At 32.4% G+C, this 23,192-nt stretch carries 28 protein-coding genes; 25 read left to right on the top strand and 3 right to left on the bottom strand.

Annotation, left to right across the window (positions count from 1 at the left end):
• From KFV12_RS07410 to KFV12_RS07400, 3 genes are all read left to right on the top strand, one after another.
• Entirely contained in the window at positions 1–897 is an 897-nt protein-coding gene (locus KFV12_RS07410) for a sulfurtransferase (RefSeq protein WP_254256468.1), read from the top strand.
• Complete coding sequence (locus KFV12_RS07405) at positions 894–1,766, top strand: 5'-3' exonuclease (protein WP_254256467.1); 873 nt, start codon at positions 894–896, stop codon at positions 1,764–1,766. The genes KFV12_RS07410 and KFV12_RS07405 overlap by 4 nt, the downstream gene beginning before the upstream one ends.
• Before the next feature lie 117 nt (positions 1,767–1,883).
• Entirely contained in the window at positions 1,884–2,045 is a 162-nt protein-coding gene (locus KFV12_RS07400; RefSeq protein ID WP_170122452.1) for a hypothetical protein, read from the top strand.
• A gap of 286 nt (positions 2,046–2,331) precedes the next feature.
• On the opposite strand, the gene KFV12_RS07395 is transcribed toward KFV12_RS07400, so the two are convergent.
• Complete coding sequence (locus KFV12_RS07395) at positions 2,332–2,856, bottom strand: hypothetical protein (RefSeq protein WP_254256466.1); 525 nt, start codon at positions 2,854–2,856, stop codon at positions 2,332–2,334.
• A 190-nt stretch (positions 2,857–3,046) separates the two neighbouring features.
• On the opposite strand from KFV12_RS07395, the gene KFV12_RS07390 reads away from it, so the two are divergent.
• Positions 3,047–3,985: a Fic family protein gene (locus tag KFV12_RS07390; RefSeq protein ID WP_254256465.1), complete on the top strand. Its 939-nt coding sequence runs from the start codon at positions 3,047–3,049 to the stop codon at positions 3,983–3,985.
• A 30-nt stretch (positions 3,986–4,015) separates the two neighbouring features.
• Entirely contained in the window at positions 4,016–4,801 is a 786-nt protein-coding gene (locus tag KFV12_RS07385; protein ID WP_254256464.1) for an HAD family hydrolase, read from the top strand.
• A gap of 6 nt (positions 4,802–4,807) precedes the next feature.
• Here the strand turns inward: KFV12_RS07385 and KFV12_RS07380 are convergent, their stop codons facing one another.
• Together KFV12_RS07380 and KFV12_RS07375 are read right to left on the bottom strand one after the other, a co-directional pair.
• The gene (locus KFV12_RS07380; RefSeq protein WP_239242997.1) at positions 4,808–5,197 is read right to left on the bottom strand and encodes a ribonuclease HI family protein; all 390 of its coding nucleotides are present in this window, start codon (positions 5,195–5,197) and stop codon (positions 4,808–4,810) included.
• Between the two features lie 46 nt (positions 5,198–5,243).
• Complete coding sequence (locus KFV12_RS07375) at positions 5,244–5,927, bottom strand: queuosine precursor transporter (protein ID WP_111714973.1); 684 nt, start codon at positions 5,925–5,927, stop codon at positions 5,244–5,246.
• Between the two features lie 134 nt (positions 5,928–6,061).
• Between KFV12_RS07375 and KFV12_RS07370 the strand changes: the two genes are divergently transcribed.
• From KFV12_RS07370 to KFV12_RS07275, 20 genes are all read left to right on the top strand, one after another.
• Positions 6,062–6,244 (top strand): zinc-finger domain-containing protein, encoded by a 183-nt coding sequence (locus KFV12_RS07370; protein ID WP_111714972.1) that lies wholly within the window; start codon positions 6,062–6,064, stop codon positions 6,242–6,244.
• 9 nt (positions 6,245–6,253) lie between these two features.
• Complete coding sequence (locus KFV12_RS07365; protein WP_111714970.1) at positions 6,254–7,366, top strand: conserved virulence factor C family protein; 1,113 nt, start codon at positions 6,254–6,256, stop codon at positions 7,364–7,366.
• 4 nt (positions 7,367–7,370) lie between these two features.
• A complete protein-coding gene (locus KFV12_RS07360; RefSeq protein ID WP_111714969.1) occupies positions 7,371–7,805 on the top strand; it encodes a BrxA/BrxB family bacilliredoxin in 435 nt (144 codons plus the stop codon).
• Positions 7,792–8,601, top strand: a complete 810-nt coding sequence (locus KFV12_RS07355) for a class I SAM-dependent methyltransferase (RefSeq protein ID WP_111714967.1) — start codon at positions 7,792–7,794, stop codon at positions 8,599–8,601. Before KFV12_RS07360 ends, KFV12_RS07355 begins: the two co-directional genes overlap by 14 nt.
• Before the next feature lie 234 nt (positions 8,602–8,835).
• Entirely contained in the window at positions 8,836–9,789 is a 954-nt protein-coding gene (locus KFV12_RS07350) for a thymidylate synthase (protein ID WP_111714965.1), read from the top strand.
• Between the two features lie 8 nt (positions 9,790–9,797).
• Positions 9,798–10,280, top strand: coding sequence for a dihydrofolate reductase (locus tag KFV12_RS07345; RefSeq protein WP_111714964.1), 483 nt, complete (start codon positions 9,798–9,800; stop codon positions 10,278–10,280).
• Positions 10,277–10,996, top strand: a complete 720-nt coding sequence (locus KFV12_RS07340) for a lysophospholipid acyltransferase family protein (protein ID WP_111714962.1) — start codon at positions 10,277–10,279, stop codon at positions 10,994–10,996. The genes KFV12_RS07345 and KFV12_RS07340 overlap by 4 nt, the downstream gene beginning before the upstream one ends.
• Positions 10,997–11,017: 21 nt before the next feature.
• Complete coding sequence (locus KFV12_RS07335; RefSeq protein ID WP_111714960.1) at positions 11,018–11,863, top strand: DegV family protein; 846 nt, start codon at positions 11,018–11,020, stop codon at positions 11,861–11,863.
• Entirely contained in the window at positions 11,856–12,407 is a 552-nt protein-coding gene (locus KFV12_RS07330; RefSeq protein ID WP_254256463.1) for a DUF2140 family protein, read from the top strand. Before KFV12_RS07335 ends, KFV12_RS07330 begins: the two co-directional genes overlap by 8 nt.
• Before the next feature lie 4 nt (positions 12,408–12,411).
• Positions 12,412–12,939 (top strand): peptide-methionine (S)-S-oxide reductase MsrA, encoded by a 528-nt coding sequence (msrA, locus tag KFV12_RS07325; RefSeq protein ID WP_254256462.1) that lies wholly within the window; start codon positions 12,412–12,414, stop codon positions 12,937–12,939.
• Positions 12,932–13,357, top strand: coding sequence for a peptide-methionine (R)-S-oxide reductase MsrB (gene msrB / locus KFV12_RS07320; RefSeq protein ID WP_111714955.1), 426 nt, complete (start codon positions 12,932–12,934; stop codon positions 13,355–13,357). Before msrA ends, msrB begins: the two co-directional genes overlap by 8 nt.
• 58 nt (positions 13,358–13,415) lie before the next feature.
• Positions 13,416–13,916, top strand: coding sequence for a PTS sugar transporter subunit IIA (locus tag KFV12_RS07315; RefSeq protein ID WP_111714954.1), 501 nt, complete (start codon positions 13,416–13,418; stop codon positions 13,914–13,916).
• On the top strand, positions 13,916–14,137 hold the full coding sequence (locus KFV12_RS07310; protein ID WP_111714952.1) for a YozE family protein: 222 nt from the start codon (positions 13,916–13,918) through the stop codon (positions 14,135–14,137). The genes KFV12_RS07315 and KFV12_RS07310 overlap by 1 nt, the downstream gene beginning before the upstream one ends.
• A gap of 80 nt (positions 14,138–14,217) precedes the next feature.
• Positions 14,218–15,699, top strand: coding sequence for a S41 family peptidase (locus KFV12_RS07305; protein ID WP_239242986.1), 1,482 nt, complete (start codon positions 14,218–14,220; stop codon positions 15,697–15,699).
• 13 nt (positions 15,700–15,712) lie between these two features.
• A complete protein-coding gene (murG, locus tag KFV12_RS07300; protein WP_111714949.1) occupies positions 15,713–16,777 on the top strand; it encodes an undecaprenyldiphospho-muramoylpentapeptide beta-N-acetylglucosaminyltransferase in 1,065 nt (354 codons plus the stop codon).
• Positions 16,778–16,787: 10 nt separating this feature from the next.
• Complete coding sequence (locus KFV12_RS07295; RefSeq protein WP_111714947.1) at positions 16,788–17,408, top strand: phosphatase PAP2 family protein; 621 nt, start codon at positions 16,788–16,790, stop codon at positions 17,406–17,408.
• Between the two features lie 222 nt (positions 17,409–17,630).
• Positions 17,631–18,230 carry a GNAT family N-acetyltransferase gene (locus KFV12_RS07290; RefSeq protein WP_096076500.1) on the top strand — a complete coding sequence of 200 codons (600 nt, stop codon included), beginning with the start codon at positions 17,631–17,633 and terminating at the stop codon, positions 18,228–18,230.
• A 19-nt stretch (positions 18,231–18,249) separates the two neighbouring features.
• The gene (locus KFV12_RS07285) at positions 18,250–18,930 is read left to right on the top strand and encodes a response regulator transcription factor (RefSeq protein ID WP_111714945.1); all 681 of its coding nucleotides are present in this window, start codon (positions 18,250–18,252) and stop codon (positions 18,928–18,930) included.
• Positions 18,927–20,303, top strand: a complete 1,377-nt coding sequence (locus KFV12_RS07280) for a HAMP domain-containing sensor histidine kinase (protein WP_111714943.1) — start codon at positions 18,927–18,929, stop codon at positions 20,301–20,303. The genes KFV12_RS07285 and KFV12_RS07280 overlap by 4 nt, the downstream gene beginning before the upstream one ends.
• A gap of 94 nt (positions 20,304–20,397) precedes the next feature.
• The gene (locus tag KFV12_RS07275) at positions 20,398–23,184 is read left to right on the top strand and encodes a 2-oxoglutarate dehydrogenase E1 component (protein WP_254256461.1); all 2,787 of its coding nucleotides are present in this window, start codon (positions 20,398–20,400) and stop codon (positions 23,182–23,184) included.
• The last annotated feature ends 8 nt before the right edge of the window (positions 23,185–23,192 follow it).

Raw genomic sequence — 23,192 nt, 5'->3', positions numbered from 1 at the left:
ATGAGAATATGGATAACAGAACAACAAGCTTATAAACTGGTACAAAATAATGATGCAGTACTTTTTGATTGTCGAGGTATAATGGACAATTTAGAACAAAGTATTCAAAACTATCACGAAGAAAGAATTGAAGGAGCAGCGTATATTCATTCATTCTTAATGGGTAACAATCCAATATCAGGTGGACGACATCCATTACCTGATTTAAATGATTTCATTGATATTGTGGAAGCATTTGCTCAAGGAAAGACGATAATAGGCTATGATAATCGTAATAGTTTTTATGGCACTCGCTTTGTATTTCTGTGTCATCTTGTAGGTATTGAATGTCTTCTTATTCAGGAAGGTTATGAAGATTTGAAACTGTTTAAGAAATCGACAAAAGATCCAATAGAAGGAAAACAGCATGCTTTATTAAAATTATATAAATGCACCGACAAAGAGTATGAAATGGCGGTGGAAAAATATAAAGAATTAGCAAATAGAGATTTAAACAAAAATTTTAATAAAGATATCATCACTTTCTGTAACAATATCCAAAGCTTAATTAAGGCTCCTCAACATGATGTCGTACTTATTGATGCACGTGCTCATGAACGCTATGTTGGCGAAGTTGAACCGATGGATAAAATTGCGGGCCATATTCCGACAGCAATCAATATTCCTTTTAGTGAAGTGTATGCAAATGGAGTCCCGAAAAATAGTGAGGCACTACGAAATGTATTTAGAAATGTTTTAGAGAAAGAAAGCATTATTTATTGTGGTTCAGGTTTAAGCGCTACACCTTTATATGTCGCTCTCAAGACATTAGACCAAAATGTAAAAGTATATGTAGGTAGTTATTCCGAGTGGGTGTCAAAATATCCAAATCAAATAGAAACTGGAGAACAAAAATGAACAATTTATTAATCGTTGATGGAATGGCATTGCTCTTTCGTCACTTCTTTGCTACAAGTCTACACAAAAACTATATGAAAAATTCAGAAGGTGTTCCTACAAATGGTGTTCAAGGATTTGTAAGACATGTTGTAAGTGCGATTCATGACACCGATGCCCATCATGTAATAGTCTGTTGGGATATGGGGGCTAAAACATTTAGAAACGAAATCGACCCTAACTACAAAGCTCATCGTCCAGCACCACAAGACGAGTTGATTCCTCAATTTGATATGGTGCAGGAAATCTCAAGACAACTTGGATTTCATAATATTGGCATACAAAATTTCGAGGCTGACGATGTTATCGGGACGTTAGCACATACGTTAGATGGCACATATGATATAAAAGTAATTAGTGGCGATCGTGATTTGCTGCAAATACTGGATGAGCATATTGAAGTATGGTTAATAAAAAAAGGCTTCAATATTTACAATAAATATGATAAGACTCGATTTATCGAAGAATATCAAATTCAGCCAAAGCAATTAATTGATGTAAAAGCATTTATGGGTGATACTGCTGATGGATATCCTGGTGTAAAGGGTATTGGTGAAAAAACAGCAATTAAATTAATTCAGACATATGGAAGTGTTGAAGGTGTACTTGAACATATTGAAGAACTTCCGAAAGGACAGCAAAATAAAATCAATGGAGCAGCAGATGCTTTAAAGCTTTCTCATCAACTTGCAGCAATCCATACAGAAGTACCACTAAAGTTAGATGAAATTATCAGTGAAATGCCATATTCAGTTGATTTGCAATCAATGATCGATATATGTAATCAATACGAACTAAAGGTTGCCAAAAATTTTATAGCGAAATTGTAATGACAAGCCCTTTATGCAAAAATGTAATGCATAGAGGGTTTTGTTATTTGTGACAATTGAAGACATATTACAAATTTACCATCTGCATTAGCTCCAGGAGGTTCAGTAGTATTTGATGTGCAGAATTCTTTTAAAGTACCATCTGATAAAGGTCAAAATATCAAATTCGTTGAAGTCGAAAATACTGTAACTACACCAACAACTGAGCAACCAACTACTGAAAGACCGACGACAAAACCTTGTCCAAATGGTCGAATCTGGTGTCCAGGTAATTATTAATCAATGAAATTTTATGAAGAAAGAGGATTAGACAGTGTCTAATCCTCTTTTGAATAGTTGAAAGGCAAAACGAGCTATTCTGCGTTTTTGGTTTACACCCATCGAAAGTTAAATGATCACAAATTGAGTTCCGTAATCTTCGTATACGTAAGACGTAATTGTTAAGTAAAACGAAAAGCGGCTCCATTCGATGACTGAATAAGACTTTCTACCAAAACAACATAACGATGTGACGTAGTAAGTGAAGTAATGAGTTATGCTAAGCTAAAATTAAGAAAGATGGCAATTATACTTGATTACTCAACTCAACATCTATTGTATACTCATTATTAAAACGATCGATTAACATTGATTTGTTGTTTGCAGAGGATTCTAACTGCTCTATGTAACTACGAACGTATTGCTCATCGATAATACCTTCTTCAACGATTCCAACACCAGCGACAGCTTTAATTCGCTCCTGTCCATATCCGAACGAAATGTTATTTTCAAGCATGTTGACGATATTTCTTTCAATTTTAAGAGACTCCAGGAGTTCTGAAGGTGAGTATAACGTATCTTCAAATTCAATCTGAGCATTACAGTTCGCTCTATGAACAGCTGTTTTTAAATTGGAGATATCAGACTTTAAACTCTCAATTAAGCTTATTGTTTCATGCACTAAAGCATTCTTTTCTTCTGTAACAATACTTTTATTATTTAATGCGATCGGAACGCGAAACTCTGTTCTGAATTTTTCTGTTGCATTATCAAGTTGAGCACGTAATTTACTTGAGATGAATATTGCTTGCTGGATAGTTAAAGCAGTCATAAGAAAAGCCTCCATTTTTTAGTAGTGGAAATATTATATAATATCCATTTGGAATAATAAAGCAATATCCTTATAAATGTTATTGATTTAAAAGTTTTTGAAATAACTTAAATTTATTTAATATTCTTTATTTAATATTCTTTATTTTATCAGTCAAATAATATAAAATGACTGATAAAGAGGTGTATATATGGTTGGATATAACTCGAATATTGTGAATTTAATGACTAAAATTCATGAGTTCAAAGGTAAACAAATTATTTATTTACAATATAATACTGCCACATTGGAGAAACTTAAATTTTCAGGCATGTATCACAATGTGAAATATGGTTGTGCTTTATCAGGATATTCTGTATCTGATACAAAGTTATTACAGATACTACAGTTTAAAAAATCATTTAATAATGAAATAGAAGCGCAGATATGTGGATTTAGAGATGCATTGTTATATATTGTAGAGGATTATGAATTTATTGACATCAATTATGAATCAATTTGTGCGATGTATTTAGAGATGTCAATGGGAGATGAAGAATCGATATCAAAATCTTCTGAAACACAAAGAGAGACTATCGAGCAATTATGTTTACATTATAATAATGTAATAGATCTGCCACATACAAATATACTAATCGAGATATTTCAATTTGTGTTTGAATTTATTCAGTCTAATCTGTTTGCTAATAAAACGCTTTTATTTTCCCGATTATTATTGAATTTGTTATTATATAAATCAAATATTTTAGTTACTCAGTATCAAAGTATCGATAAACTGATTTATGAAGATATCGTAGGTAATAATAAAAAATTAAAGAAAAAGAATGTTGATTATTTTCCTTTTGAAGATATACAGGATTTTATGAATTATTATTTTTATAAAATACTGGCGTCCTATGAATCATTGGACTTTAATTTCCAGTTAATGTTAGATGAGAAAATAACGCCGCAGTATAGAGTACTTAATGTTTTAAATAGATCCTTTGAACCGATTGCGCGTAAAGATCTAGAGATTATGCTCGCAGATATTAGTCGTAAAACAATTGAACGGGCATTAGTACAACTTCAAAAAGAAGACTTTATTGTTAAAGTTGGACAAGGAAAATCTACACAATATAAAGTGAAATAATGATTGTTTCACGTGAATAAGGATGAGTTTATGAAAGTATTTGCAGTGGATATGGATGGCACGTTTCTAGATAGTGATAATAATTATGATAAGAAATTTTTCGAAAGATTAAATACAGAATATAAAGATGAATTTAAGTTGTTAGTAGCAAGTAGCAATACTATTTCTCATCTCAAAACATTCTTTAGACAAAAAGATATATACTATATTGGCTCTAATGGTGCAGTCATTGCGTTTGATGATAAAATTATAGATACGCAATTTCTCGATAACACTGATATTTATCGGATTTTAAAGTATTTAAATTATAATAATATTTATTCTTATGTAACAAGTACGTTAGAAAAATCTTATGTATACAAATTAGCTGGCGAACAATTTATCAGTCGAATGCAGCATTATTATAACGATTTAATTATAAATAATTTGAATGAAATGAATGAAATGAATGATATTACTAAAATCACAATTGAAATAAAAGGTGATATGAAAGAGTTGATTGCTCAGTTAAATGCTTTATGCCAGTCAAGCATTGCAGTATATAGTGGTTTTAATTGTATCGACATCATTCATAAAGGTACAAATAAAGCTGTCGCAATTAAAAAGGTGTTGAATATATTGGTTGCAAATATGCAAGATTTATATGTCTTTGGTGATAGTGATAATGATATTGAAATGCTAAAACTTACAAAAAATTCTTTTGCAATGGCAAACGGAAATGACAAAGTTAAATCAATCGCAAAGTATGAAATACCGAGTAATGACGAAAATGGTGTGTTAATTACAATGGAGAAAATATTAAAAGAAGAACTTTGAGCAATATTATAAATATTGCTGCAAAGTTCTTCTTGCTATAGCATCTGCATGTTTATTCTGATGTCTAGGTATCCAGTTGATAATTATTAAATCAAAGTTTGGTTTCAACTGAAGATACTCCTGTAAATAAGGTTTAAACAGAGGTTGCTTCACATAATTTTTATCAATAGAATCTACAACAATTTTGGCGTCACTTTTTATCAGTAAAGTTTTACAATCATTGGTTAAAGCAAGCTTCATGCCGATAATTAGACTTTGCCATTCGGCTATATGATTATCTACATCACCTAAATATTCTCCATATTCAATCGTCTTATCATCAAGTTTGAGAACAATACCACATGCGCTATGAAGTGGATTCTGCTTTGTTGATGCATCAATAAATATTTGAGCCATATTTATACCTCATGTTCCTATTTTTTTATTAAATCTCGCAAAACGATTATAAGTTATCTGTTTTATGATAACTTTTTGCCCAGTAACCGAAAGGAATGTTTAAAATTGTTGAAGCTAATTTAAATAAATAAGTCGTTATAAAGATTTCAATAACAATATTATTAGGCATTAAACCGGTAAATGCAATTAAAGAAAATAATGCAGTATCTACAATTGAACTGAATATTGTACTTCCATATGCACGTACAATAAATGTTTTCTCTGATGAAAAATATTTTTTGATTAAATTAAATAAGTAAACATCTACATATTGTCCGATAATATATGCAATGATTGATCCTAATACGATTCTAGGTACGACACCAAATAACGTCTGCATGCTTTTTTGTGCGATATCTGTCTCTGTAGGTGTAAATTGTAAGGATATCGTCATTAATATCGTCAAGATAATAGCTGATGCAAATCCTAACCATACCGCTTTTTTTGCTACTTTACGTCCATATCTGTCATTTAAAATATCTGTTGCTAAATAGATTGACGCAAATAGGACATTCCCTAAAGTTGCAGTAATACCAAATAACTCAACAGACTTTGTTACTTGAATATTTGCAATCACTGTACCGATTGCTACCCATACAAATAACCCTTCCTTTCCAAAAAAACGGTACATGAGTACCATACATAAAAACGTTAACAAAAAGGCAGCTGCTGCCCATAACTCATTACTCATAGCAAACCTCTTTCTATAAAAATTCAACTTATGTATTATAGAGTGTATCTGTGGAATTTGCAAGTTATCAATTAGGAAACAAATGAGCATCAATTTTTTTGCAGTTTTGATATACTATTTTTTGAGGTGAGATAATGAACCTGCAACAAAAAGTGACTTTAAAACAAATCGATACTTTAACGGATCATTATTGTGAAGGATGTAAGCTTAAATCATACCACCGCAAAGCGTATGGCAAAACTTACGCACATCACTATTGTATAAAGAAATGTTCTGTAGGTATTGAAATAAAACAACTCGGCAATATATTGCAGTAAGGAGCTATTATGAGAATCATAAAAATCGAACCAACACCAAGTCCTAACACATTAAAGATAACACTTGATTATAAAAAAGAAGATATGAAAAGCAATACATATTCAACAATACATGAAACTAATCCCGCATTTATCAATGCATTACTTCAAATAGAAGATGTAAAATCAGTTTTTCATGTTATGGATTTTATTTCTGTTGATAAAACGCCGAAGTCGGATTGGGAAGTGGTACTACCACAAATTAAATCTGTTTTTGAAGAAGAGATTGATGTTCAGCAAGAAATAACAGTGGATAATGGTGAAAAGAAAGTTGAAGTACTAGAATTTAAAAGCATTCCTTATCAAATAAAAGTTACAGATAAAGATGGAGAATCACGTAAACAACTGGATGTAAGATTTATCGATGCGATGCTAGCTGCACAAAATGATGATGATAATGTTATTTTACTCCGTAAATGGATTGATTACGGTGTAAGATATGGTGAGAAAGATGAAATCATCCAATCTATTAAAGAAGAAATTGATGCTAAATTTCCTAATGATGTTCTGACAGAATATATTGCAAAAGGTAAAGCAAATCAGTATATAGATACATCCAAGAAATTAGAAAAAATTACTTTGGATGAATATAATACGATTGAAGATTGGCAGGAGCGTTATCGAAAGATAGATCATTATCCGAATCCAGACTTATCTGATCTGCCATTTTTTGAAGCTGTGCTACTAGATGACAAGCCTCAGATTAGGCGTCTTGCTGTCGTATTTTTAGGTATGATAGAAGATAGAAAAGTATTACCTGCTTTGCATAAAGCAATGAATGATAATAATTTAACTGTGCGTCGTACAGCTGGAGATACACTTAGTGATCTTGGGTTTAAAGAAAGTTTACCAATAATGCATGCAGCATTAAATGATAAACATCCAATTGTCAGATGGCGTGCAGCGATGTTTATCTTTGACGAAGGTGATGAAAGTAGTTTAACTTATTTAGAGCAACATTTAGAAGATTCTGCATTTGATGTCAAACTTCAAGTACAGATGGCTTACGAACGAATTAAAAATGGTGAAGCAGCTGTTGGTTCCGTTTGGAAACAAATTGCTAACCGTAACAAAGGAGAATAATGAAATGAATGCTTATGAAGATTATATGAAATCACTTGCGAATGGAATGAGAAGTGAATTAACGAATCATGGTTTTGAATCTTTAGAAACAAGTGAAGCGGTTGAAGGTTATTTTAATCAAGTGAAAGAAGATGAAACAACTTTTGTTGTTATTAATTCGGTATGTGGATGTGCAGCAGGATTAGCACGCCCGGCAGCTGTTACAGTAGCTACACAAAATGACAAGAAACCTGATCACTTAGTTACAGTATTTGCAGGTCAGGACCGTGAAGCGACAGATAAAATGCGTGAATACGTAGCACAAGCACCGTCAAGTCCTTCTATGGCATTATTTAAAGGACAATCATTAGTTGGTTTTATTCCCAGAGAACATATCGAAGGACGACCGGTAGAAGAAATTTGTATGGATATTAAAGAATATTTTGATGACCACTGCTAAAATTAAACTGCGTATTACAACATGCGTTAAACCGAATCGTTTAATATTGAATTATTTGAAATGTATTGTAACTGATGTTAAGACATATTCAGATGTAAACTATGAAGTTATTGAAAGAAAGAAGCTAACCATTAAAAATTTATTTGAAGAAGATACAACACCTGTAATGGTAATTCAACAAACAGGCGTTGTATTATATACTTCTGATGAAAATAAGATTTTTTATCATGAAAATACCACACGCGTTAAGTATAAAGCTTATGTTACCGGCAATCATGTACCTCCTCTTATTGAACTTATTCAGGATGATTCTATCAATACTGACATCATCATCGATGCCACAACTGGAATGGCAAATGATTTAATCTTAATGGCTCTAACGATGGAAAACAGCATATTTTATGCATTTGAAGACAATTTCTATATTCATTTTGCAATAAAATGGGGCGTGCATTTCTATTTCAATGTTTTAGAGAAAAACAAACTAGATATATCGCGCATACATTTTATTTATGGCAGTGTTGTAAATCATATCGGTATACTGAATCAGGCACATGTTATCTATTTAGATCCAATGTATGAAGAAACTGTTGTGACGTCTAACATTGCTTCTTTAGTTAAAGTCGTGACCTATGATATTGAAAGTGATCGTAAGCTATTAAATACGATATTTGAGCATTTCAGAGGGAAAGTTATACTGCGCGCGCATTTTAAATCCAGTTTAATTCGTGATTATCAGTTTACTATGAATGTTAGAAAACAAACGAAGACACATTATGGTTATCGATATATATAAATCATTGCACAATAAAAAGGCTTCGTAAATTCGAAGCCTTTTTATGATGTATCAATTATTCAGTTATACACATGCTGATCATATAGCATAATAATAAAAATAAACCTGAAACGACCATCATATCTGCGCCCATATATTTCACCCCTAGAATTTAAATCTCTAATATCTAATTCTTTAATTAATTGGTATATAAATGTATTATAAAGTATATAAGAAAAAATAGAAAGAGGTGACTTGATGAATTCATTCGATCAAGCTTATCACGATTTGTGTAGAAGAGTTTTAGAGACTGGTAAAAATAAAGATGATCGTACAAACACGGGAACGCTTTCTGTCTTCGGTCATCAGATGCGCTTTGATTTATCAAAAGGATTTCCTTTGTTAACAACAAAAAAAGTTTCTTTTAAGCTTATCGCAACGGAGCTTATATGGTTTATGAGAGGTGATACAAATATCAAGTATCTACTGGAATATAACAATAACATATGGAATGAATGGGCATTCTTAAAATGGATTGAAAGCGACGATTATAATGGTCCGGACATGACGAACTTCGGACATCGTGCACTTGTTGATGAAAATTTTAATGAAGCATATAAAAAACAACTTAAAATTTTTAAAGATAAAATTTTAAATGATAATGCTTTTAGTAAAAAATATGGAGATTTAGGCAATGTTTACGGTAAGCAGTGGCGTAATTTCGAAACGAAGAATGGTTCGACTGACCAGCTTATGGAAGTAATTGAAGGAATAAAAAATAATCCAACGAGTAGACGCCATATTATCTCTGCCTGGAATCCAGGAGAGATAGACACGATGGCGTTACCCCCATGTCATACGATGTTTCAGTTCTATGTTCAAGATAATAAATTATCATGTCAGTTATATCAACGAAGTGCAGACATATTCTTAGGTGTGCCTTTCAATATCGCTAGTTATAGTTTATTAACACACCTAATCGCTAAAGAATGCAATCTTGAAGTTGGTGAGTTTGTGCACACATTTGGTGATGCCCATATCTACTCAAATCATATCGATGCTGTAAATGAACAGCTATCAAGAGAGTCTTTTGAACCACCTACATTAAATATTAATACCGATAAGTCAATCTTCGACATTGAATATGAAGATTTAGAAGTAATCAATTATCAAGCACATCCAGCGATAAAAGCACCTATTGCAGTATAAGGAGAATCATTATGTTATCAATTATTGTTTGTCACGATCAAAATAGAGTTATTGGCTTTGAAAATAAAATGCCATGGCATTTGCCGAATGATTTAAAACGCGTAAAAACATTAACAACTGGGAACACGATTGTTATGGGTAGAAAGACTTATGAATCATTAGGTAAAGCTTTACCAAATCGACGCAATGTAGTCATTACGCGTGATGAATCATTTAAACCTAATGATGCAGATGTTATTCATTCACTAGAAGAAATCAAAGCATTAGAAGGTCATGTATATATATTTGGCGGACAAAATTTATATGAACAAACAATCGATATGGTTGAAGATATGTACATTACTGTAATCGAGAATAAACATCCAGGGGATGCTTTTTTTCCGGAATATACTTTCGAGGATTTCACAGTAGAATCGATTGAAGAAGGTATACTCGATGAAAAGAATCTTGTACCGCATCATTTTATGCATTTAGTGAGGAAAGAAAAATGATTAGATTAATAAGAACGATAGGGACAATCATTGGGTATGCAGCTTTAGTCACGCCAAAATTAAACGGTGTAAAAAATTCATTAACCCAATATGATACTGTTGCTGAACAAGATTTAGTAACAAATCAATATCCGAAAAGATGGGCCAGTAAAATATTAAGAACAGCCGGCGTAAAAGTAAATATTCACGGCAATCAAAATTATCCAGAAAATGGTGTGTTATTTATTTCAAACCATGAAGGTAATTTTGATATTCCTGTGCTAATTTATGCCATCAATAAACCATTTGGGTTCGTCTCAAAAGTGGAAGTGAAGAAAATTCCATTTTTACATAAGTGGATGGATTTATTAAATTGTATCTATCTCGATAGGACGGATCGTCGTTCATCAATTCAAATGATTCGAGATGGGGTCGCATCATTAAAAGCAGGACATAGTATTATGATTTTCCCTGAAGGTACGCGTAGTAAGGGGAATGGTATGGCAGAGTTTAAAGCGGGATCATTCAAACTTGCAAAAAGTGCTGGAGTAGCAATCGTTCCTATAGCTATTAAAGGTACTTCTGAACTGATGGAAAAATATAATAGTAAAAGAATTGTACCTGGTCAGGTTGATGTCACGATATTAGATGCAATTGAACCAGAAATATTCGATCGTTATTCTTTACAGGAAGTTGCTAATCTTGTACATGAGCGTATAGAATCAGTAATAAAATAACAACAGATATCGAGGGATAAAATGAGTAAAATAAAATTGATAGTAGATTCAACACATGATTTACCTCAGCAATATTTAGATGACCATGGCATTGTACAGGTGCCTTTAAATATTGTGATGGATGGCAAGACATATTTAGATCAGGAAGAAATTACATCTGAGGAATATTTGAAACAACTCGTTACTTTAAAGGATATTCCTAAAACAAGTCAGCCGCCTACAGGAAAGTTTGCTGAAATTTATGAAAAATATATAGAGGAAGGTTATGAAATATTAAGCCTACATATGACGCATCGATTAAGTGGTACTGTAGGAAGTGCACAAACAGCTGCAGGTATGGTGAATGGTAAAGTGACTGTTGTTGATAGTGGGTTTATTGCGCAATCATATGGATTTATCATTCAAAATGTGGCCGAACTTATCATCAAACATAAATCAATGGATGAAATCGTAGCTGCTATTGATACGATGAAGCATCAATCTCGCTTATTTTTGGTAATTAGTCAACTTGATTACTTAAGAAAAGGCGGACGTATCTCTCGTGGTAAGGGATTTATAGGTGGATTGATGAATTTAAAACCGGTAGCAGAAGTAATTGATGGAGAGATACAAGTGATACAAAATGCCCGCACACAAAATGCAGTCGTAAAATTATTGACGAAAGAAGTTGCAAAAATGGCTGATGACTATAAATATTTACGTATTGGTATTTCACAAGCGGATGCAATGGAACTATTAGAGAAAATTAAAGCTTCTATTGAACAATACACAGACGAGAAAATTTCTGTTAATACTACAACGCCAATTGTATCAACGCATACTGGGCCGGGTGCAATAGGATTGTCGGTATTTGGATATAATGACTAAAGCGATAAAACATCCTGTTTGGTTTATTTTGTTTATTTTATTATTGTGCATAAATATTTATTCAATATTTTGGGCAAGACAAATATTTTCTGAACCTTTTCAAATTAAAGCTATACCTTCATTTGAGATGGGTTCAAAGGATCAGATGATTTTATCGGAAAAAACCATCAAGCATTTTATTACAATGGATGATAAAAATACAAAGATTAAATTAAAAGATCACTTCATTTGGATTGATGCTAAATCAAAATTTATGACTTTAGATGTACAAACTAAAATAAAAACAACGCCAAAAGTTATTGCACCTGGGGTTCTTGCTTTAAATATAGAGCGTATAGACATCGGACGTCTACCTTTATCAAAACAAAAAGCTTTGCGTATTGTTGATAAATATGGTGATTTGCCTAAAGAAGTCACATTGGATGAAGAAAATAAGCGTTTCATCTATACTCTAGGTATACAAGAAGTTGGCGATACAAAAATTTTACTGAAAAAAATTGATAATGAGAACGCGTGGCACTTCGATTTAAAAATAAAGGAGTGATTGGATGGCATTAGCAACTTTAGCAGGTGGATGCTTTTGGTGTATGGTTAAACCATTTCACCAGTTTAATGGTATCATGTCTGTAGTGAGTGGGTATAGTGGTGGACACGTAGAAAATCCTACTTACGAAGTGGTTTGTACAAATACTACTGGTCACCGTGAAGCAGTTCAAATCTCTTATGATGAAAATATTATAAGTTACCAGGAAATTCTGGATATATACTTTAAAACTTTTGATCCTACTGATAACGAAGGACAATTCTTTGATAGAGGCGAAAGTTATACACCAGCAATTTTTATTCATAACGATGAACAAAAACAAATCGCAGAAACAGTGATTCAAAAGTTAAATGAAGCTAAAATATTTAAAAAACCGGTATCTACACCAATAATACCGTATAAAAATTTTTATCCTGCAGAAGCATATCATCAGGATTATTATAAAAAAGCACCTTCACATTATGCTGCGTACAGTGAGGGTTCTGGACGAAAAGGATTTATTAAATCACACTGGGGTGAACAGGATGCTTAAAAAAGATATCAATGAACTAAATGAAATGGAATATTACGTTACGAAGCAAAATGGTACTGAGCCACCATTTGAAAATGAATACTGGAATCATTTTGAAAAAGGGATATATGTGGATAAAGTGAGCGGAAAACCGCTATTTACTTCAAATGATAAATTTGATTCTTCTTGTGGATGGCCATCTTTTTCAAAAGCAATAAGTGATGAAGAGATTATTGAATTAGTCGATAAGTCTTTCGGAATGACACGAACAGAGGTCAGAACTGAACTTAGTGATATTCATCTTGGTCATGTATTTAACGATGGTCCAAAAGATAAAGGTGGATTAAGATACTGTATTAATTCAGCAAGTATTCAATTTATACCATACGAGAAATTAGAAGCATTAGGTTATTCTGAGTATATAAAAGTATTAGATTAATATTTATTGGGTATGATAAACATAATTAACAAAATAAATTTGTATTGGAGGAATTATTATGTTCAAAAAAATGTTTGGTAAAGGTGAAGAAGCTTCAAAAAAAATTGAAATTAAGGCGCCGATTACAGGTAAGTATGTAGCGATTGAAAATATACCTGATCCTGTGTTTGCACAAAAGATGATGGGTGAAGGTTTTGGTATTGAACCTTCGGAAGGCAAAGTTGTATCCCCAATAGATGGGGAAATCGTCAATGTATTCCCAACAAAACATGCTATTGGTATTAAAGCAAATAATGGTCTGGAAGTACTTATCCATGTTGGTTTAGAAACTGTTGCAATGAACGGAGAAGGATTTGACGCTTTAGTAAGTGCTGGCGATAAAGTAAAAGTTGGTGATGCGTTATTAGATTTTGATATTAATTTAATTCAAGAAAAAGCTTCATCTATTATTTCACCAGTTATCATTACAAATTCTGATGTGATTAATCAATTGGATACATTAAATAGTGATTTATTAGCTCGTGGTGAAACAACTGTTTTATCAGTTGAAGTAAAATAATGAAGCAAAGTTCTTTTTATCATTACGCATTAACTGAACGCGGTGCAAAAAATGAATTTGGTATTTTTGCTGAAGCTGTATTCAATGATTTAATGTTTCCTAAAGAAAATCTTGATTTTGAAAAATTGTCAACATATATAGAAGAATATGGTTCTTCTGATATGTCACTTTCTACATTTGATAAAATGTACGAAGCATATCAGGAATGGTTAAATTTTTAGCATGTATCATTTGATACGTGCTTTATTTTTTGTTTTTTTATATACTATTGAAATAAACTTAAATTAATTGGATGTGAAATATGTTGAACCATGACAAAAATGATTTTGATCAATCAAATGAAGAAAATGACAAAAAGATAAAAAGAAATTACGTGATTTCCCCTTTTAAATTTATAATGATGATTGTGTCGACAATCATCATTACTGCTGCGATTACTGCATTCTCAATCTTAAGTGGCAATGAAAAAATCATTACAGATGATTCTCCGAAACGTAGTGAATTTGTAAAACTTTATCATGTTTATGATACTTTAAACCAGGATTACTATAAAGATGTAAAAAAAGAAGACCTCGTCGATGCAGCTATTAAAGGGATGGTTAGTGGATTAAAAGATCCTTATAGTGAATATATGACAGAAAAAGAACAAAGTGAATTTTCTGAATCGATGCAAGGTGATTTTCAAGGTATTGGAGCAGAAGTTGAACAAAAGGATGGAAAAATCTTAATCTCAAGTCCGATTAAGGGTGCACCAGCATATAAGGCAGGTATTAAACCAAATGATATCATCTTAGCAATTAATGGTAAGACCATTGAAGGATGGAATACACAGCAAGTTGTCAACAAAATACGTGGTAAAAAGGGAACAGATGTCGTTTTAACCATTAAACGTGGGTCACAGGATCCATTTAAAGTAACGATAACACGTGATAAAATCCATATGAACAGTGTTACTTCAAAAATTACAAAAGATAAAACTGCTATTATTACAGTGACAAAATTCCAGGAAAAAACTTCAACAGAATTTCATGATGCGCTGAAAAACATGCATGAAAAAGGTATGAAACGTTTAGTCATTGATTTACGCAATAATCCTGGTGGTTATCTGGATGAAGCTACTAAGATGGCGAATGAGTTTCTTGATAAAGGTGATACCATTTTATATACAGAAAATAAACAAGGTGATAAAAAGAATCTGACAGCGAAAAATCCTGCCAATCCAATCACAAAGGATTTGAAAACAGTGATCCTGCTTAATGAAGGTTCGGCGAGTGCTTCAGAAGTATTTGCTGAAGCAATGCGTGAAAATGATAAATCAGAAATTGTTGGAACGAAATCATTTGGTAAAGGTATCGTTCAGACTGCAACGCCTTATAAAGATAAATCGATGTTGAAATATACACAAATGAAATGGTTAACGCCTAAAGAGAACTGGATTCATAAAAAAGGAATTGTACCAGATGTTGAAGCAAAATTACCTGCATATACGAATGCGCAAATATTAGATCCAGATACAGTGCTGAGTCTTGGTGAAAAAGGTAATAATATTAAATCTTTAGAGTTAGGACTAAAAGCTCTAGGGTATAATCCTGGTAAAATAGACACTGTATTTGATAGCAAGACTGAACAAGCAATTATTGATTTCCAGACAGACAAAGATTTAACGATCAATGGTCAATTCAGTGGCAAAACAACTGAAAAGTTTACTGAATTATTAATGAAAAAAGTTCAGACTGATGATACACAATTAAAAACAGCAATAAAAGAAGCAAAATCAAAATAATGGAGTGAAAAGAATGAAAATTGCATTTACGGGTGGGGGAACGATTGGTCATGTCGCTGTTAACATGGCTTTAATTCCTAAAGCAGAAGCGCAGAGGATTGAATGTATATATATCGGTTCTAAAAATGGGATAGAAAAAGATGAAATTACAAAACGATTTCCAAACGTTAAATATTATGGCATCTCGAGTGGAAAATTACGCAGATATATCTCTGCTGAAAATCTTAAGGATATCTTTAAAGTTCAAAAAGGCGTATTAGATGCATTGCGTGTTTTAAAAAGAGAAAAACCGGATATAGTATTTTCAAAAGGTGGATTTGTTGCTGTTCCTGTTACAATTGCTGCAAAAATGCTTAATATTAAAACTATTATCCATGAATCTGATGTAACACCAGGACTCGCTAATAAATTAGCATTAAAGTTCGCGAATAGATTCTATACGACATTTGAAGAAACTTTAAAATATGTTCCTAGAGAAAAATCTGATTATGTTGGCGGTATTATTCGCGATGATTTATTTTCTGGAGACGCGTTAAAAGCTTATCAAATCACACAATTTAATCGTGATAAGAAAGTACTTATGATTATGGGTGGTTCACTTGGTTCTAAGATTATTAATCAAGTTGTACGAGATAATTTAGATATTTTATTAAAAAAATATCAAATTATACATCTTGTGGGTCGTGGTAATCTAGATATTTCAATTCAAAAAAATGGTTATTATCAGAGAGAATTTGTCTCTGAAGAGTTAATGCATCTTTACAAAATTACAGATATTATGATTTCACGTGCTGGTTCAAACGCACTTTATGAATTTTTAGCATTAAAGAAACCGATGATATTAATTCCACTCGGTTTAGATCAAAGCCGAGGCGATCAAATTGAAAATGCCAAGATTTTTAAATCTAAAGGTTTTGCAGAAGTTTTACATGAATCTGAATTAAATAGTCAGAATATAATCAATACGATTGAAAAAGTAGAAAAAAATTATTCTGAAATAAAAAATAAAATGCATGCTGAACAGGTTACATATACAGCAGAAACCCTTTTAGAAAAAATTATATTTGATGCCAAGTAGGAGAGATAATATGTCGAGAGCGAGAAGAATTACCTTAATTTTAATATTTAGTTTTATTTTTGGCGTAATAGCTTTTTTCCATGAATCAAGACTAGGTAAATGGATTGATAATGAAGTATATGAATTTATATATTCTTCTGAAAGTTTTATTACAACGTCTATCATGCTCGGATTTACTAAAGTGGGTGAAGTCTGGGCAATGATAGCATTAAGTTTACTAGTAGTTGCATATCTTATGCTGAAAAAATTAAAGATAGAAGCGTTATTTTTTGCACTATCTATGATTCTATCAGGTACATTAAATCCTTTATTAAAGAATATTTTCGATAGAGAACGTCCAACTTTACTTCGTCTAATCGATATTACTGGATTTAGCTTCCCGAGTGGTCATGCAATGGGGTCAACCGCATTTTTTGGAAGCCTCGCATATCTTTTTAGTAAAAGTGATCGTAAGTTAAAACCATATTTGATTGGATTATGTGTGTTTACAATTATCATGATTTCTTCAAGTAGAGTCTATCTAGGTGTTCATTATCCGACAGATATCATTGCCGGAATTGTAGGTGGTATTGTTTGTATTCTTTTATCTCAAACAATTTTGCATAAAGTAATTGACAATCGTTCTCAATAAGGTATAATAGTTATTGAAAATGGTTCTCAATTGAAGAGTTCCCCCTCTAGTAGAACATTTTCAATTAACCCCCCAATATTTTGCCCATACACTCCTGACTTTGCCCAGTCAGGAGTTTTTTGTGTTGATTTTTATTTCTTTGTAAATTTTAATCATAAACATATGAATTTTCTTAATTTCTTGATATGATTTTGCTATATCACAGAAAAAGAAGGTGCCACAGTGACAATTAACGTATTTGAATCTGTCGTGTTAGAGAATGAAAGAATTAAATTAATACCGATGCAAATTGAACATGCGAAAGATCTTCATGAAATCAACCATGAATCAATTTGGAGTTATATGTTATTTAAAGCGACAGATATGGATTTAATGGAACAATGGGTCATTGACGCGGTGCATTTAAGAGAAAAGATGAAATCTATTCCTTTTATCGTCGTAATGAAAGAAACAAATGAAGTAGTTGGTTCTACGCGAATAAAAGAGATAGATTATGATAATGATAGTTGTGAAATTGGAACGACCTGGTTTGGTGTGAAAGCACAAAAAACTTATGTTAATACAGATAGTAAGTTTTTACTATTGGAATTCTGTTTTGAAACATTAAATATGGTACGTGTTCAAATTAGAGCAGATGAGCGCAATGAACGTTCTAATAGAGCGATAGAACGATTAGGTTTTCAAAAAGAAGGTGTTATTCGTAAAGAACGTAATCTAGATGGTGTGAGAAGAAATTTAATTATTTATTCAATCATTGATGATGAATGGCCAGATGTGAAAGAAAATATTAAACAAATTCAGGAGAAATACAACAAGAAATAGCTTTTTAGGAGTTGGTGATTTGCATAGTATTTTAATTATAGAAGATGAAGAAAATTTAGCCCGTTTTATTCAGTTAGAATTGATGCATGAAAGTTATGATGTCGGTGTCGTTTATGATGGTGAAGCTGGACTTGAAGAAGCAATAAGAAATGACTATGACTGTATACTTTTGGATTTAATGCTACCTAAAATTAATGGCTTAGAAGTATGCAGGAAACTTAGAAAAGTGAAAGATACTCCAGTAATTATAATTACAGCGAAAGGTGATACTTACGATAAAGTCATTGGTTTGGATTATGGTGCAGATGATTATATCGTAAAACCTTTTGATATAGAAGAGTTACTTGCGAGAATAAGGGTGATTTTACGTCGTCAACAGCAACCGAAGAATGATATTGTTGAAGAAAATATCTTACAAATTGATCAAATGAAGATCAATCTTGATGCATTCTCAGTTTCGATTGACGAAAAAGTACTTGAATTAACAAAGACTGAATTTGAACTGCTTAAGCTACTTGTAGAGAATAAAAAACATGTATTGACTAGAGAACAGATTCTGACAAGTGTCTGGGGTTATGAAAGTGAAGTTGAGACAAATGTAGTTGATGTGTACATAAGATATTTAAGAAATAAACTTAAACCATTTCAATATCATAAGCTGATAGAAACCGTCCGCGGCGTAGGTTATGTCATACGATGAATACGAAATCACAATCATTACGCTCTAAATGGACTGTCTTAACAACGACACTGACATTTATCATTTTTATGATTTTTAGCCTATTCATAATATTTTTAATCAGTACATACCAAAAAGAGCAGGAAGTAGAAGATCTAAGGAAAAGTGTCACGGATATTTCTAATCTATTTGAAGAAAAAACGACTGGCGAAGTGACACAGTCAGATATTTACCGTGCAATCAATAAAAATGAAAAAGTATTTTTGTATAATCTTGATGGAAATAGTATTTATGATGTCAGTACGAATTCTAGTTACGACTTTAATCTACCAGTTATAAAGACAAATGAACGCAGTCTTGTTCAGAAAAAAATTGGAGAAAGACAATTCTTATTAATGTCAACGCCATTTCACAACGAACATTATAACGGCTATATTACCGTTGCACGTTCTCTGGATGATTACTTTAATGTGATGCAATTTCTTATATTGCTGTGTAGTTTTTTTGGGCTTACAGCTTTATTTATGACGGCTTTAATCAGTTTTTTATTTTCTAATCAGATTACAAAGCCTATTCGAAGACTTTCGAGTAAGATGAATCAAATTAAAAGAGATGGTTTTCAAAATAAACTGCAAGTCTCTACGAGTTACTATGAAACGGATGATATGATTGACACATTTAATGAGATGATGAGTCAGCTGGAATCAAGCTTTGAACAGCAGAAACAATTTGTAGAAGATGCAAGTCATGAGCTTCGTACACCACTACAGATTGTTAATGGTCATTTAAATCTCATACAAAGATGGGGGAAAAATAATCCCGAAATATTAGAAGAATCTCTCTCTATCTCATTGGAGGAGATGAATCGTATTAATAAACTTGTAGAAGAATTGTTATTATTATCGAAAGACTCAAATTTATTAGAAACAAAGCAGATTGAAAATATTGATATCAATGCAGAAATTCAAGGTAGAATTCATTCCATACAACAGTTAAAAGACGATTATATGTTTGAATATCATTCAACTCATGAACAGATTAAGCTGAATATCAATCGTTTTCATTTTGAACAAATTTTACTGATTTTTCTGGATAATGCGATGAAATATGATCAGATTAATAAACATATTGTACTTCGTACCTCTTTGAAGAATAAATTAGTTCAGATTGAAATTATCGATAATGGAGAAGGTATTCCAAAAGAAGATATTCCGAATATATTTGATCGTTTTTATCGTGTTGATAAATCAAGAGCAAGAAGTAAAGGTGGAAATGGTTTGGGTTTATCGATCGCTAAAAAGTTAATCGAAACATATAAAGGACAAGTGAAGATAGAAAGTGAAGTCAATCAATTTACAAAAGTTATTATACAATTCCCGATACGTACAATATAATTCACAAAGATATGTTTTTCCCCTTTAATTTCGTGCTTTGCTTTGTTAAAATAGCTATGTAAACGTTTTATTTAATTAAATGGAGGGTGGAACCATGACAAAAGGTAAAAACCTAGATGAAGCACCACCTAGATTTGGAACGAACTTAGGTATTCTTTTAGACATGTTCGATCAATATCTAGTGGATCCATCGTCGGTATCTGATGAGTTACAAGTTTTATTTTCAAGTATTCAGGGGGGGCAATCAGCACAATCAGGCAATGCAACTAGTGCAGGTAATGCCGATACTGAAAAAGTTAAGCGTGTGTTAAAGTTAATCGATAATATTAGATTGTATGGGCATCTTACAGCTGATATATATCCATTATACCGTCCACAGAGAGAAAATTTGCCAGCATTATCGCTTGAGGATTTTAATCTGTCAGAAGAAGATTTGAAATCTTTGCCAGCTGGTCTTATTTCTGATCAATATGCTCAAAAATTTGCCAATGCATTAGAAGCAATCATTCATCTACAAGCGGCTTATCAAAGTACAATTGGTTTTGAAATTTCACATATAAATGATGCTTATGAACGTGAATGGTTAATTGAACAAATCGAATCACGTGAGCATCATCAATTAAGTAAAGATGAAGAGATTAATCTATTAAAGAGTCTTGCACACGTTGAAGGCTTTGAAAAATATATCCATAAAAATTTTGTAGGAGCAAAACGTTTCTCTATTGAAGGTGTAGATGCTTTAGTACCAATGTTAGAGCAAGTATTGCGTATTGGAAACAAAGAAAACATCAAAAATATTGAAATAGGTATGGCACACCGAGGTCGTTTAAATGTATTAACACACATTTTAGAAAAGCCGTACGAAATGATGTTATCTGAGTTTATGCATACCGACCCTATGAAATTTTTGCCGGAAGATGGTTCGTTAGTGGTCACTAAAGGTTGGACAAGTGATGTTAAATATCACTTAGGTGGTAAAAAGACAACGACAAAATATGGTAACGAACAAATCGTGTCACTTGCAAATAATCCATCTCACTTAGAAATTGTGGCACCTGTCGTTTTAGGTAAGACACGTGCAGTTCAGGAAATAACTACTGATGTGAATAAACCTGAACAGGATTTCAATAAAGCATTAGCAGTTTTAATTCATGGAGACGCAGCATTTCCTGGTCAAGGTATTAACTTTGAGAGTATGAATTTAAGCAATTTAGATGGATACTCTGTTGGTGGTTCGCTGCATATTATTACAAATAACCGTGTAGGGTTTACAACTGAGCCATATGATTCAAGATCCACTACGTATGCAACTGACGTTGCGAAAGGTTATGACTTACCGATTATTCACGTTAATGCTGATGATGTCGAAGCTTGTATGGAAGCGATTGAACTTGCAATGGCATTCCGTCAAAAATTCAACAAGGATTTCGTAATTGATTTAGTAGGTTATCGTCGTTACGGTCATAATGAAATGGATGAACCAACAATTACGAACCCAATGTTATATAAAGAAGTAAAAGGTCATCCAAGTATTGAAATCAAATACGGTAAAGAACTTGTAGCAGAAGGTGTTATTACCGAAGATGAAATGAATGCAATTTTTGAAAGTGTTACTGCTGAAATGCGTGCTGCACATGATAAAATAGATAAGAGTACTAAAAATAATGACAGTGAAATGCTAGCACCTGTTGAAGTGACAGAAGGTTATGAAAGTGTGGAAACTGGCGTTTCATTTGATCGATTGAAGAAACTAAATGAAGAAATGTTAAATACTCCAGAGACATTTACAGTATTTAATAAACTTCAAAAAATTCTTGAACGTCGAAATGATCCATTTACTAAAGATGGATTAATTGACTGGGGACATGCTGAACTTTTAGCATATGGAACAATCATTCAAGACGGAAAACCTGTAAGACATACAGGTCAGGATGCGGAGCGAGGAACATTTGCACATCGTCATGCGGTATTAAATGACGAGAACAATGGAGATAAATATGTACCTTTACAACACATTTCTGACGCAAAAGCATCTTTTGATATTCATAATTCTCCGTTATCAGAAGCAGCTGTTGTAGGTTTTGAGTATGGCTATAATCTTGAAAATAATGATGCATTAGCTGTATGGGAAGCTCAGTATGGAGATTTTGCTAATATGGCACAAATGATTTTTGATAATTTTGTATCAAGTGCAAATGCTAAATGGGGAGAACGTAGTGGATTAACGTTGCTTTTACCTCACGCATATGAAGGACAAGGTCCGGAACACTCTTCTGCACGTTTAGAGCGTTTCTTACAGCTTGCCGGTGAAAATAACTGGACGGTTGCGAATGTAACTTCGACAGCAAACTATTTCCACTTATTACGTCGTCAGGCACATTATTTAAATACGTTACAGATGCGACCACTAGTATTAATGAGTCCAAAGAGTTTATTACGTAATAACTTCGTAGCAGATACGGTGGATAAGTTTACTGAGGGTAGCTTTAAACCTATTATTTCTGAAAGTTATAAAAAGACGAAAGTTAAGAAGTTGTTAATTGCAAGTGGGAAAGTAGCTATTGACTTATACACTGAATTGCAAAAAAATCCAAATGATACAATTCACTTAATTCGATTAGAACAATTGTATCCATTACCAAAGGAAGAAATTCAAGCAATTATTAACGATTTACGTGGATTAACTGAAATCGGATTTGTTCAGGAGGAACCTGAAAATCAAGGTGCGTGGCAATATATTTATCCAGAATTACTGGAGATGGCACAAGGAATTGACGTTAAATACTATGGTCGTGTTCGACGTGCTGCACCATCTGAAGGTGATAATGAGATTCATAAACTTGTTCAAACAAAAATCATCAATGAAGCTTTAAACTTATAAGGGGGAAA

Source organism: Macrococcus epidermidis, from assembly GCF_024205965.1.
GTDB classification, from domain to species: Bacteria; Bacillota; Bacilli; order Staphylococcales; family Staphylococcaceae; genus Macrococcoides; species Macrococcoides epidermidis.
This window is presented reverse-complemented; position numbering and strand designations above follow the sequence as displayed.

Bases quoted from the DNA above. Each gene is read 5' to 3' on its own strand.
- KFV12_RS07410 (WP_254256468.1), top strand. From the start codon at position 1: ATGAGAATATGGATAACAGAACAACAAGCTTATAAACTGGTACAAAAT.
- KFV12_RS07405 (WP_254256467.1), top strand. From the start codon at position 894: ATGAACAATTTATTAATCGTTGATGGAATGGCATTGCTCTTTCGTCAC.
- KFV12_RS07395 (WP_254256466.1), bottom strand. From the start codon at position 2,856: ATGACTGCTTTAACTATCCAGCAAGCAATATTCATCTCAAGTAAATTA.
- KFV12_RS07390 (WP_254256465.1), top strand. From the start codon at position 3,047: ATGGTTGGATATAACTCGAATATTGTGAATTTAATGACTAAAATTCAT.
- KFV12_RS07385 (WP_254256464.1), top strand. From the start codon at position 4,016: ATGAAAGTATTTGCAGTGGATATGGATGGCACGTTTCTAGATAGTGAT.
- KFV12_RS07380 (WP_239242997.1), bottom strand. From the start codon at position 5,197: ATGGCTCAAATATTTATTGATGCATCAACAAAGCAGAATCCACTTCAT.
- KFV12_RS07375 (WP_111714973.1), bottom strand. From the start codon at position 5,927: ATGAGTAATGAGTTATGGGCAGCAGCTGCCTTTTTGTTAACGTTTTTA.
- KFV12_RS07370 (WP_111714972.1), top strand. From the start codon at position 6,062: ATGAACCTGCAACAAAAAGTGACTTTAAAACAAATCGATACTTTAACG.
- KFV12_RS07365 (WP_111714970.1), top strand. From the start codon at position 6,254: ATGAGAATCATAAAAATCGAACCAACACCAAGTCCTAACACATTAAAG.
- KFV12_RS07360 (WP_111714969.1), top strand. From the start codon at position 7,371: ATGAATGCTTATGAAGATTATATGAAATCACTTGCGAATGGAATGAGA.
- KFV12_RS07355 (WP_111714967.1), top strand. From the start codon at position 7,792: ATGACCACTGCTAAAATTAAACTGCGTATTACAACATGCGTTAAACCG.
- KFV12_RS07340 (WP_111714962.1), top strand. From the start codon at position 10,277: ATGATTAGATTAATAAGAACGATAGGGACAATCATTGGGTATGCAGCT.
- KFV12_RS07335 (WP_111714960.1), top strand. From the start codon at position 11,018: ATGAGTAAAATAAAATTGATAGTAGATTCAACACATGATTTACCTCAG.
- KFV12_RS07330 (WP_254256463.1), top strand. From the start codon at position 11,856: ATGACTAAAGCGATAAAACATCCTGTTTGGTTTATTTTGTTTATTTTA.
- msrA (WP_254256462.1), top strand. From the start codon at position 12,412: ATGGCATTAGCAACTTTAGCAGGTGGATGCTTTTGGTGTATGGTTAAA.
- msrB (WP_111714955.1), top strand. From the start codon at position 12,932: ATGCTTAAAAAAGATATCAATGAACTAAATGAAATGGAATATTACGTT.
- KFV12_RS07315 (WP_111714954.1), top strand. From the start codon at position 13,416: ATGTTCAAAAAAATGTTTGGTAAAGGTGAAGAAGCTTCAAAAAAAATT.
- KFV12_RS07310 (WP_111714952.1), top strand. From the start codon at position 13,916: ATGAAGCAAAGTTCTTTTTATCATTACGCATTAACTGAACGCGGTGCA.
- KFV12_RS07305 (WP_239242986.1), top strand. From the start codon at position 14,218: ATGTTGAACCATGACAAAAATGATTTTGATCAATCAAATGAAGAAAAT.
- murG (WP_111714949.1), top strand. From the start codon at position 15,713: ATGAAAATTGCATTTACGGGTGGGGGAACGATTGGTCATGTCGCTGTT.
- KFV12_RS07295 (WP_111714947.1), top strand. From the start codon at position 16,788: ATGTCGAGAGCGAGAAGAATTACCTTAATTTTAATATTTAGTTTTATT.
- KFV12_RS07280 (WP_111714943.1), top strand. From the start codon at position 18,927: ATGAATACGAAATCACAATCATTACGCTCTAAATGGACTGTCTTAACA.
- KFV12_RS07275 (WP_254256461.1), top strand. From the start codon at position 20,398: ATGACAAAAGGTAAAAACCTAGATGAAGCACCACCTAGATTTGGAACG.